The sequence below is a fragment of the Shewanella sp. SACH genome (assembly GCF_001887095.2).
Taxonomy (GTDB): domain Bacteria; phylum Pseudomonadota; class Gammaproteobacteria; order Enterobacterales; family Shewanellaceae; genus Shewanella; species Shewanella baltica.
Map to the genome: position 1 here is coordinate 230,193 of NZ_MPDG02000004.1, position 11,035 is coordinate 241,227.

Here is an 11,035-nt window from a genome sequence, read left to right on the forward strand (position 1 = left end):
ATCGTAAGAGCCAATTGCTCGACAAACTCCATAGTCAGCAGAAGCAACTCACAGATGCGGGCGAATTACCGATTGCCCACATACTCTTGTTAGAACGCGAACTGGTGGATATTGCACTGGAGCGGGTCGATCTTAATCAGCAACAGGCTGAGGCGCTTGCCCTCTATCAACAGCTGACAGGACAAGAGCAAATACCGCAGGACATAACCGAAACGGCACGGCCGCTTTCAGCCAGCAGCCAACCCAATGACATTCTCGCGCAGCATCCATTATGGCAATTATTAAGCCTACAGAAGCAGCAACAGCTAATGATCATCCAGAGTCAGCAAGCGGGGGATAAAGACCCTTGGACAGTGTCACTCACGGCCAAAAATACCGCCGATAACCAAGTTGATGATCAACAGCTTGGCATCGCCGTTTCTGTGCCACTGACTTTGGGTTCGGCCCTATCGCAAACCGAATTATCCCAATGGCAACAAGCCAATACCGAGCACACGCTCAACCTCGACCGTACTTATATCGAGCTAAAAACCCAGCTTAAAAAGCTAGAGCAACAGCAACAAAACTTACTCGACCAACAGACATTGCTAACCCAAGCCTTACACCTTAGCCGCACCATTACTGAAGAGCTGGCCAAGGTCAAAGACCAAAATCAAGTTAGCTACGAAGTCTGGCTGCGCCGCTATATGGATGCACTCGATACCGAATCCCGCTTGGCACTGAACCAAGTCGCGCAGCAACAACTGCACTCCCAACAACTGCAAGCCTTAGGAATTTCATTATGATGGCCAAGTACGGCGCATGCCTTTTCTGTTTATCCGCCAGTGTTGCCACCTTAGTGCAGGCTGAATCCCTAACGATAAGTTCCCTCGGTAATTTAGACCTGAGCTATGTGCAACCACAGAAAGTCGCCAGTTATGAGGGCAGCCCTTTGCCCGCACAGGTTGAAATCCTCCCCGGTAATGATTACTGGATCAGCACGCCGGAGAATATCCAGCAGATCAGCTTCCTCGTCGGCCAAGGCCAACTCGTTACTAAGGGCCAAGCGATAGTCAAACTGACAGGGCCAGAAGTGTCCCACTACCTCGCCCAAGTCGAAGCCGCAGGCAGCTTATATCAACTGGCAAAAAGCCGTTATGAGCGTAATAAACCCTTATTAAACAATGGCAGTATCAGCGCCGAAAAGTGGCGCGAGATCAGCCAAGACTACTTCAGCACTCACCTAGAATACGAGCACATGCAGCATTTTATGGAGATAGTCAAAAGCACAGATGCCACCACAGACTCGCTAGTGGTGGGCACGCCAGTGGCGGGGATCGTTAAACTCAACCAAGTAAATGGACCTTATATGGCGGGTTCACAGCTATTTTCACTGGTGCCTAGCGACAGTATTCGCGTCAAAGTCAGTGTGCCTATGAGCCAGTCACATTCGCTCTCGGCGGTAAACATCAATCAATGCCATATCGCCATTGAGTCCGTGTCGGCCATCGCCGAAGGTGCCTTCGTGACCGCTTGGTCATCACCCGTGCCGCAGGAATGTAACTTACTGTTAGGACAACAGATCACTGTGATACCCGAGTATCAAAAGGCGGTGTATTTATTGCCTAAAAATAGTGTTTTTAGTTGGGAGCAAGATAGCCAAGTCTTCACTAAAACCGCCGACACGCTCACCTCGATTACGATCGATATTCTCGGTTCAACCCCTGAGCAATATATCGTTGAAAGCGATCAAGATCTGAGCCAAATCGAAGTGTTATCCCAATCTGTTGCCGCAGTTAAAGGCATAATGCTTGGCCTAGGAGGCGAATAAGATGTTGACCTCAGTCATCCGCTTTTCGCTCACGCAGCGCCTATTTGTGCTGATTGTGGCGCTGATTATTATGTTAGCGGGAGCGCGAGCCTGGTTTTCCATTCCCTTGGATGCCTTTCCCGATATTTCGCCCACCCAAGTGAAGATCATCCTCAAGGCGCCCGGCATGACGCCGGAGGAAATTGAAGCGCAAATTACCGTGCCGATTGAAACCGAACTGTTAGGTATTCCCCATCAATCGATTCTGCGATCGACCACTAAATACGCCATCAGCGATATCACCCTCGATTTTGACGAAGGAACAGATATCTATTGGGCGCGCCAACAGGTGAGCGAGCGCATCGCCGCCGTGTGGGACAGTTTTCCTGAAGGCGTGACAGGTGGTGTTGCGCCAATGAGTACACCACTCAGCGAAATCTTTATGTTTTCACTCGAAAATCCCAATCTATCGCTGATGGAAAGACGGCAGTTACTCGAATGGGAAATCCGCCCACTGCTGCGCACCGTTGCGGGTGTCGCCGATGTGAATATCCTCGGTGGTTATGCTAAAAGCTTTAGTGTGACCCCTAAACCTGCGGCCATGGCAGCTGCAGGCGTGAGCTTTGCGGCGCTGCAACAGGCGATCGTTGAGAATAATCACAACGAAGGTGCAGGCAAGCTCACCATTGGCACAGATACCATCATAGTGCGCGCCGAAGGTCGCATCGATGACATCGACGAGCTAAAACAATTAGTGATCAAGGCCGATGATGCCAGAGTGTATCGACTGCAGGATTTGGCCGATATTCAAATTGGCCACTTAGCCCGTTATGGCGCAGTCACGAAAGACGGCAACGAAACCGCCGAAGCGTTAATCATCGCCCTGAAAGACGCTAATACCGCACAAGTGGTCAAAAATATTAAGGAAAAGCTCGATCAAATCAGCCTAACCTTGCCAGAAGGCAGTCAGATAAACACCTTTTACGACCGCGCAAATCTGATCAATACCGCGATTGATACCATCTCCAATGCCTTGTTCGAAGCTGTAGTGCTAGTGATCATCTTGCTGGCGTTGTTTTTAGGCAACGTGCGCGCCGCATTAGTCGTGTCACTCTCGCTGCCACTCGCCGCGCTGATGACGTTTTTGATGATGGATTACTTTAATCTTTCTGCGAACTTAATGAGCCTAGGCGGGCTAGTTATCGCCATAGGCATGTTAGTGGATTCATCTGTGGTCGTGGTCGAAAACATGGTGAATCTCATCGCGACTAAGCAGAGATTACCCCGGCTGCATTTGATTTTTCGCGCGACCAAGGACGTTGCCATTCCCGTGGTGTCGGGCACAGTGATCGTCATGATAGTGTTCTCGCCCTTGCTGACCTTGAGCGGGCTTGAAGGCAAACTCTTCACCCCAGTTGCGGTCACTATCGTGTTTGCCATGCTGTCGGCGCTGGTGTTGTCGTTAACTGTTATTCCGGTTATCGCCTCTTACCTCGTCAACGAAAAAGCCGCCAAGGAACCTAAGGCGATTGAAAAGCTTAAACAGCTTTATCTGGGCAGCCTCAAGGGCACGTTTAGCCATCAAAAACGCTTTATAGTGATCGCCTTTAGCTTGCTTATCGTCAGCTTAGGCTTGTTCGGGTTAGTGGGAAAAACCTTTATGCCGACCTTAGATGAGGGCGACATTATTCTGCAGCTAGAGAAATCCCCGTCGATTTCGCTCGAGGCTTCGATTGCCATCGACAAGCAGATTCAGCAAACTTTGCTGGCTAAAGTTCCTGAAATCAAACAGATGGTGGCGCGTACTGGCGCGGATGAAATCGGCTTAGATCCCATGGGACTCAATGAAACCGATGTGTTCTTAGAACTTTTGCCCCGCAGCGAATGGCGCTTTGCAAATAAAGAAGCGCTTATCGATGCGATCCGCACTGTGTTATTGGACTATCCCGGCGTTAATTTTAACTTCACTCAACCGATACAAATGCGCGTGTCGGAAATGCTCACCGGCAGCATTGGCGACGTGGCGATCAAGGTCTTTGGTAACGATATCGACACCTTAGGTCAGCTCACGAGCCAAATCCAACAGCTGGTTAATGCCACCAGCGGCAGCGTCGATGTGAAAATGGCGATGATCGAAGGCAGTCCTTTTATCAACCTCACCTTAGATAACGAGCTCGCCCGAGGCTTTGGCATGAGCACCATGGAGTTTGCCCGCTACCTGAAAAGCCAGCTCGAAGGCGTAATCGTGACCGAAGTGCTACAGGGTAAAAAGCGCACACCCGTGCTGATTGCTAACAATCAGAGCCACTTAAGTAGCATTAATGAACTTAAAAATCAGTTACTGGTGATGCCAGATCACTCCTTAAAACGCCTGAGTGATGTCGCCACCTTAAGTTATAAACAAGGCCCCATCCTGATCGAGCGTGAGCAAGGGAATCGCTTTTCAGTGATCACCACTAACGTGCAAGGCCGCGATATCGTGAGTTTTGTAGAAGAACTCAACGCTAAAATCACAAAGGAAATCAAACTCCCGAGCGGTTATAGCGTGAGTTTTGGTGGCGAGTTTGAAAACCAACAGCGGGCCACCAGCAATTTACTACTAGTGATCCCCATTGCTATCGCACTGATCACCCTGATTTTATTTACGACATTTGGCTCGCTTGCCAAAGCGGGCTTAATTCTCGCCAACGTTCCCTTCGCTATGATGGGCGGCATAGTTAGCCTGTATTTGTCAGGGGAATATTTGTCCGTGCCCGCCTCGGTTGGCTTTATCGCCCTACTCGGCGTCGCTGTACTCAATGGCGTGGTGATGGTCAGCTATTACGAACAAACCAAGCACATGTTCAGCAACCTGCGCGAACGGGTGGAACAAGGTGCGGTGCGGCGTTTACGCCCTATTTTGATGACGGCGACAACGGCGATGTTTGGTCTTATGCCGCTAGTGTTTGCCTCGGGCCCTGGGGCTGAAATTCAAAAACCTTTAGCGATTGTGGTGATTGGCGGTCTGCTCACTTCAACCATTACCACACTGTATTTACTGCCAATTCTGTATTTTTGGCTGGAGAAACGTAAATGAGCACAGAACAACTGTTAGTACTGATCGCCCAAAATGATATTAAGGACGACATAGTCGATACCTTGATAGAGCTGGAGTTTCTGTCGGGTTTTAGCCTAGGGAATATTTGTGGTTTTAGCCGTGAACACAGCCATTTTAATATCAAGGAACAAGTAGAAGGTTATCGGGAGTTTTGTAAATTCGAAATCATGCACCCCGCTGCGCAACAAGCGGCGCTGCTCGCAGCGCTGGCTTTGGTCTGCAAACATAATCCCTGCCGCTATTGGATTATGCCCATTTATCAAAATGGCACTTTGTCCTAACTCGCGGCGCCATTAACCGCGTTAAATCTCGGCATCCGGCCTTATCGCTAAGGTCGGCATGCTTGATAAACTCGCTACAAAATTGGCGTTGGACGACGCACTAAAAAACCACTCAAAATCGATAAAATACAGTAAGCGGTAAAAAAGTAAAAACCGTTTTCAAATTGCGCTTGGGTTTTTAGCATTTCACCCATACCGCCTGAGGCGTTCCCCGCCATAAAGGTGATGATCAGCGCCACCACAAACACATCGGCCATCGACCACTTCGCGAGTGCGTTGACGACGGCATTAATCCTCAGTTTCAGACCAATCGAGCTAACACATTGCTGTGCCAGCATTAAACTCAATTTTAATGCTGGCACTACTACACTGAATAACATGACTAATCCCGCGACGAGCCCGTTCCCAGAGTGATAAAGTTCGGTTACCGTTCCCCAAATACTGCGGGTTTTCTGTAGCACTTCAACTTCGCCCTTAAGGCTATTGAGCCCCAGCAAACCACTGACCATACTCAGCATGCCGCGAGCGCTGTCGCGCCCCGAGTCTTCATCGAAACGTTGAGCAACTTGCTCTATGCCTTGCTCGGTCAGCTTGGCCTTATCGATAGTGCCGCTGATACTCAAAATAGGTTGAGTCACCCCAGGGATTAATAAAGCCAAAGATAAGAGAATGATAAAAATAGAAAATAATGATTTCATAGCACTGTTCATCGCATTGCCAGACAGGAGAAGACATTCAGTTTACGGTTTTTAGCGCAGGCTCTGCAATCGTTCGCACCAGCCATCGACTTAGATGACCGGCATTAGAGACAAGATTTGAGGATTAATAGAAAGGCGTTGGATCAATATCCAATGAACTCGGTGACACGCCGCGCTCGATATACAGCTCAGATTTTAATAAATCCACCATAGCGACATCTGTGTAACGTTTTACTTTTAAAGAATAAAAGCACTTTACGATTGGATGCAGTGCATCTCTGTCCTTCGAGGCCCAGACAATACCAATTCGGCCGTCCGATAATTCAACTAAGGAACCCACAGGGTAAACACCAATACAACGAATAAACTCATAGACCAATCCTTGATCCAAGTGAAATGGCGTCAGACTGAGTAAAATTTTAAAGGCCGCGGCTGGGCTCATGGCCTCTTTGTAACAGCGCGTTGCAGTTAACGCATCGAAGATATCGACGATACAGCTCATACGACCGTGGCGAGGGATTTCATCACCCTTCAAGCCCCTTGGATAACCACGGCCATCTAACTTTTCGTGGTGCATCAAGCAGATATCTTTACTGATCTGCGACAGACCAGTAGTTTCGTTCATAATTTCAAGCGCATACACTTGATGCAGCTTCATATGTTCGAACTCTTCTGGTGTCAGTTTACCCGGCTTGTGCAGCACTTTATTGTCGACTTTAATCTTGCCAATATCGTGCAAAATCCCACCGACCGCCATTTGCCGCAGCATATCACGATCGAGCTGTAGGTATTTGCCAAAGGTTACCAGCAGAAAGGCGACATTCACTGAATGTTCGAGTAGATAGGCATCTTTTGAACGGAGCGCAGACATACATTTAAGCGCATCAGCATCTAACATGACAGACTCAATCATGGTATCGGCTAACGCTTCGAAGGGCGCTACTTCGATGGCTTTGCCTTCGAAGGTTTCGGATAACACTTTACGAATAAGATCTTTCGCTTCGGTCAGCATGACCTTAGCTTGAGCTTGTTGCTTATCGCGACTCACTGGCGCTTTTCGATTGTCGGTTTGACTATCGTTAGTGGCTTTTTTCTTTAAACCGCAATGCTCTGCCGAACGCTCGGCGTCTACCCAAACAAATTTAATACCGCTTTTGGCCAGTTTTAAAATCGCATCCTTGTGCTTAATTTGTCCAGCATTTGCAATAGCAAGTTGACCTTTATCATTTTTGTCTATGGCACTGACAAACATACCTAATGTCAATTGCGACACAGGTAATTTGATAAGCTCAACTGATTCTGCCGACTCACTCATATCTACAACCCCAAGGATGATGTGCCCGAATAAAATATCAACTTAACCATACGACATAAAAGCGACCTACGCTCAAATGTTCTGTTGTTATTCTTGATTATTATAGAACAGACGTGAGGGGCATTCTAAGCCGCGCATTAGAAAATCACCATAGACTTTATTGGTAAACAAAATGCCCTAAACAGGATGCGATGGAATAAGGGCCTAAGGCTCAAGCAAGACCCTTTCACACTCTCACTTTTTCAATAAATGCTTAAGGGCTAGGCATTCAAAACCGGCGACCATCCAGCGGCGATATTGGCAGTTGTAACAGGAGCGGAGCTCATCGTCGATCTGCTCGTCTTCATCATCTGGGATAAAACGAGTGCACAGTTTGGCAACTTGCCTCGCCCGTGGATATTGAGCTAATCCCGCCTTAAAAATCCAGCGGTCATCCTTTAATTCAAATGCATGTTCGACCAAGTTGAGATTCATTTAGCACTCTCTTTTTAAACTCTTTCACTAAACTTGCTCTAGTAGGCTTGCAGGGCTTGCTTACCCGCATTGCGCCATTGTTCTGTCTCTTGATGAACGAGCAATACAAACTGGTGATCAAGGTATACGGCTTTCACTTTGCCCTTCAGCTGCACTCGCTCATCAAGCGCAAGTCGATACTTGTCCATGCTCATCACAGCATCAAGTCCGGTTTGTTCGAGGATATCGGCAACGCTGAGTTCGAGTGAAACATCCTCAAATTGGCCAAGTTTAATCTGGCCTTTTACCCGACCGTCGCAGCCCATCAAACGTAGCCCTAATCCCGCTAACGCACCAATCACACCTTGGCCTGTGCCGCCATGTTCGGTCAGCTGAATATTAAGTTGTTCAGCCAAATCATAGGCCGCCGCTTTCGTGATCACTTCAACCTTGGCTCTGCGACCAAAATCCATTAAAGCCGCGGCATCATAGCGAGAGTCAACATCGAGTATGGCGATGCCAGGATCGGCAGCGGGAGCCGATTCCGCAACCAAGTGCGCAACGGCATATTGGTGGATCTCGGCCTGCGTCAGTGGCGAGCGCAGCGCAAAACACATGGCACTATTATGTGAGGTATAAGGAATATCAGGGTGCACAAACAATTGATGCCGCGTCACAAAGGAAGCATGGCCGCCCGACATATTCGCGAGCAGATGGGCGATTTCCTCGGCAATTTCGCCCGTGCCCTTAGTGCCTATATCATCGGTATCGTCGATACAAATCAGCCAATTTTTCATCTGCATTTCCTAAAGCTTTAAAAAGGTTTTTAAAATTTGTCACGGTGTAACAGGTCGTGGGCTTTTAATCGCGTCAACACAGGCGGTACAAGCAAGGCGCCCAGAGTGGCAAAAAAGCCGCCTTTTAATACACTCAAGCCCCATTGAATCATCACTACATCCAGCGCCATGCCCGCGAGCATATTGGTGAGTGCCACTTTACCTGCCCAAGCGATACAGCCTGCAATGCCTAAGATCACGCAGCGCCAATGCAAGTTCATACTGAGCGGCAAGAGTAAGGCGACGAGATCCATTGCTATGGCAGGCAAGGCAAACTTCAGTAAAATCATAGGCCCGCCTTTACCTACGCCTAAAGCCATAGCCACTATGCCCGCGATAGCACCGCATGCCGTCATACTGCCGAAACGACCTAACACGCCGTAACAGATCAGATAAAAGAAGCTCATCAGGAACATGCTGTGTCCAGACAAGCCCAACTTAAGCCTTAACATGCCCGTTAATGCCACCAGCAAGGTGGCGCAAAAGCCGACAAATAAGGAGTCTTGTAGACTCAGCGGGATTTTTTTAGTCATTTTTGTCTCTCGGTGAATGCCAATGTGTTGGCCGTTGCGCTAAACCAAAGTGACGGCTCTGCGCTGCAACGGCCATTTGGCGAGATAATTTAAGCAATTGGATTAAAACGGGAAACAACACGCAATACACCAACTCGGACCAATTTTTAGGGTTACGCAGCGCCTTAGGTGTAATGCGTGCCCCGCGCAGACACTGGATCTGATATATCTCGCGAATTTCATCTGCCATATAGGGCAATAAACTTAAGGATGCCGCGACCACAAAGGCCCACTTGGTCGGTAAAAACGCACTTAACACTTCACCAATCCGCTCGGGAGCCGCCGTAATACACAACCACCAACCGGGAATGGTCGCCAAAATAATACGCGCAACCACCACGGCGCCTTGGGCTAAATGTTCAACGCCATAGAGGATTAAATACAGACTCAAAGTAATGCTCAATTGCACTAAACCTAGCTTTAGCACGCCCCAAATACTGCCGCGCCGCAGCAAACCGTGGATAACAAGCAGTCCATTAAGCCCTGCTAATGGCAAGAGTAAAGCAGCAGGCAATACAAAAGCACAGGCTGAGAGCACGCACACCAATAGCAGCGACAACGCACAAAGTGCCGTTTCCCGCCGCTCATAACTCCAATGCCGCAGCGCGCGTAGGCGCCGACAACTAGCCCACATAACGCTCTCCTGTTTCAATCAATTCCTCCACCAATAAACCATTACGCAAACTCAATTGCCGTGATACAGCGCTGTGTTCAATGCTTCTGTGACTGCTGAGCAAAATAGCGCAACCTTGCGAGCTTAACCGCTTCAGCAAGTACCACACTTTGCCGTAGTAATGCTTATCCATCCCCGCCAATGGATCGTCCAAAAGCAATACTTTAGGGCGTAAACAGGCGAGTGACGCTAAGGCAATCAAGTGCTGTTGACCGTAGGATAATTTGTGTGGCGACAGCTGAGCTAAGCTAAATAAATCCAATTCATCCAACATCTGCGCCGCGCGTTCTTTGGGAAGTTCAAAACGCCTAAGGCTAAACTGCATTTCGGCCAGCACGCTGGTCTCGAATAATTGTCGACTCGGCCTTTGCATCAGCAGACCCAGCTCAGCGCCATAAATCCCCAGCTTAGGTCTTCGCCCGAGCACTTTAAGCGGAAGACGCTGTCTTGAACTAAGTACGCCAGCTATGGTTTTCAACAAACTAGTTTTACCTGAGCCGTTATCTCCCACTAAGGTCACTATCTCACCCGCCTGCAATTGGAATCCGTGCGGACACGCAAATAATGTAGGACAAGCATCGAACCCAAAATCAAAGGCTTCGGCGCTGACCAAGACTTTACCTAAGTGCTCAAACTTAGGCTGATTACGCCACGCAGGCGCCTCAGTTTGCGGCGCATCGGTCACGGTATAGACGCCTTCGGATAGCTTGCCGGCCTCTAACTGCCAGTAATGCTGAATAATCTCAGCGAAGGCCGAGGCGTTATGTTCAACCAACACTAGCGCCATGCCATCTTGGATAAGATTGCGGAGCACGACCAGCAGCTCACTCACACCGTGATCATCGAGTTGTGCCCAAGGCTCATCAAGCAGCAGTAAATGCGGCTCGCACACCAGTTGAGCGGCTATCATTAAACGATATTTTTGACCAAGGGAAAGCGTGCTGACTTGGGTATCGAGACGCAGATACAAGCCCACGCGTCGCAGAGCCAATTGCACTTTAGGTAGCATTTGCTCAGCGGGAATGCTGAGATTTTCTAAGGCGAAAGCCACTTCGGCGCCAACGGTTTGCCGAAGGAGCTGAGTTTGCGGGTCCTGCATCACCAGACCCGTAACCAGTTGTGGGTAACGCCAGATGTCACCTTCATGCGGGCGATTTAACACGCCCGCCAGTAGGTTTAGCAGACTCGATTTCCCAGAGCCCGTAGGACCGCTCACGCAATGGCATTGGCCGGTGCCAATCGCCAAGTTAACCTCCTGCAATACAGTCGGTAACTGGCTGCCATAGTTGAAGCTAACGCCTTCGAGCGCTAGGAGTTTCAT

Annotated in this window: 10 protein-coding genes and 1 pseudogene; 4 read left to right on the forward strand and 7 right to left on the reverse strand. The window is 49.0% G+C overall.

The genetic code is table 11. The annotated features are described in order from the left end of the window. The 4 genes and pseudogenes from BM607_RS22190 to BM607_RS16555 all read left to right on the forward strand — a co-directional run. A pseudogene (locus BM607_RS22190) lies at positions 1-785 on the forward strand (metal transporter); the annotation flags it as partial. Next, positions 782-1,810, forward strand: coding sequence for a membrane fusion-like protein (locus tag BM607_RS16545; protein WP_071940256.1), 1,029 nt, complete (start codon positions 782-784; stop codon positions 1,808-1,810). The pseudogene BM607_RS22190 and the gene BM607_RS16545, both read left to right, overlap by 4 nt. Position 1,811: 1 nt before the next feature. Beyond that, positions 1,812-4,865, forward strand: a complete 3,054-nt coding sequence (locus tag BM607_RS16550) for a CusA/CzcA family heavy metal efflux RND transporter (RefSeq protein ID WP_071940255.1) — start codon at positions 1,812-1,814, stop codon at positions 4,863-4,865. Next, the gene (locus tag BM607_RS16555) at positions 4,862-5,167 is read left to right on the forward strand and encodes a DUF3240 family protein (RefSeq protein WP_006079422.1); all 306 of its coding nucleotides are present in this window, start codon (positions 4,862-4,864) and stop codon (positions 5,165-5,167) included. Before BM607_RS16550 ends, BM607_RS16555 begins: the two co-directional genes overlap by 4 nt. Positions 5,168-5,241: 74 nt before the next feature. On the opposite strand, the gene BM607_RS16560 is transcribed toward BM607_RS16555, so the two are convergent. The 7 genes from BM607_RS16560 to BM607_RS16590 all read right to left on the reverse strand — a co-directional run bounded on the left by BM607_RS16560 (position 5,242) and on the right by BM607_RS16590 (position 11,035). Continuing rightward, positions 5,242-5,877 (reverse strand): paraquat-inducible protein A, encoded by a 636-nt coding sequence (locus BM607_RS16560; protein WP_071940254.1) that lies wholly within the window; start codon positions 5,875-5,877, stop codon positions 5,242-5,244. Positions 5,878-5,989: 112 nt separating this feature from the next. Further along, positions 5,990-7,180, reverse strand: a complete 1,191-nt coding sequence (locus BM607_RS16565; protein WP_071940253.1) for an HD-GYP domain-containing protein — start codon at positions 7,178-7,180, stop codon at positions 5,990-5,992. Positions 7,181-7,414: 234 nt separating this feature from the next. Further along, positions 7,415-7,654, reverse strand: coding sequence for a hypothetical protein (locus tag BM607_RS16570; protein ID WP_071940252.1), 240 nt, complete (start codon positions 7,652-7,654; stop codon positions 7,415-7,417). Between the two features lie 38 nt (positions 7,655-7,692). Further along, positions 7,693-8,430, reverse strand: a complete 738-nt coding sequence (locus BM607_RS16575) for a DNA-binding protein (protein ID WP_071940251.1) — start codon at positions 8,428-8,430, stop codon at positions 7,693-7,695. Positions 8,431-8,459: 29 nt separating this feature from the next. Next, the gene (locus BM607_RS16580) at positions 8,460-9,002 is read right to left on the reverse strand and encodes a hypothetical protein (RefSeq protein ID WP_006079416.1); all 543 of its coding nucleotides are present in this window, start codon (positions 9,000-9,002) and stop codon (positions 8,460-8,462) included. Next, on the reverse strand, positions 8,995-9,675 hold the full coding sequence (locus BM607_RS16585; protein WP_006079414.1) for an energy-coupling factor transporter transmembrane component T: 681 nt from the start codon (positions 9,673-9,675) through the stop codon (positions 8,995-8,997). Before BM607_RS16585 ends, BM607_RS16580 begins: the two co-directional genes overlap by 8 nt. After that, positions 9,665-11,035: an ABC transporter ATP-binding protein gene (locus BM607_RS16590; protein WP_071940250.1), complete on the reverse strand. Its 1,371-nt coding sequence runs from the start codon at positions 11,033-11,035 to the stop codon at positions 9,665-9,667. The genes BM607_RS16585 and BM607_RS16590 overlap by 11 nt, the downstream gene beginning before the upstream one ends.

Excerpts from the sequence above, each read along its gene's own strand:
- BM607_RS16545 (WP_071940256.1), top strand. The coding sequence starts at position 782 with ATGATGGCCAAGTACGGCGCATGCCTTTTCTGTTTATCCGCCAGTGTT.
- BM607_RS16550 (WP_071940255.1), top strand. The coding sequence starts at position 1,812 with ATGTTGACCTCAGTCATCCGCTTTTCGCTCACGCAGCGCCTATTTGTG.
- BM607_RS16555 (WP_006079422.1), top strand. The coding sequence starts at position 4,862 with ATGAGCACAGAACAACTGTTAGTACTGATCGCCCAAAATGATATTAAG.
- BM607_RS16560 (WP_071940254.1), bottom strand. The coding sequence starts at position 5,877 with ATGAACAGTGCTATGAAATCATTATTTTCTATTTTTATCATTCTCTTA.
- BM607_RS16565 (WP_071940253.1), bottom strand. The coding sequence starts at position 7,180 with ATGAGTGAGTCGGCAGAATCAGTTGAGCTTATCAAATTACCTGTGTCG.
- BM607_RS16570 (WP_071940252.1), bottom strand. The coding sequence starts at position 7,654 with ATGAATCTCAACTTGGTCGAACATGCATTTGAATTAAAGGATGACCGC.
- BM607_RS16575 (WP_071940251.1), bottom strand. The coding sequence starts at position 8,430 with ATGAAAAATTGGCTGATTTGTATCGACGATACCGATGATATAGGCACT.
- BM607_RS16580 (WP_006079416.1), bottom strand. The coding sequence starts at position 9,002 with ATGACTAAAAAAATCCCGCTGAGTCTACAAGACTCCTTATTTGTCGGC.
- BM607_RS16585 (WP_006079414.1), bottom strand. The coding sequence starts at position 9,675 with ATGTGGGCTAGTTGTCGGCGCCTACGCGCGCTGCGGCATTGGAGTTAT.
- BM607_RS16590 (WP_071940250.1), bottom strand. The coding sequence starts at position 11,035 with ATGAAACTCCTAGCGCTCGAAGGCGTTAGCTTCAACTATGGCAGCCAG.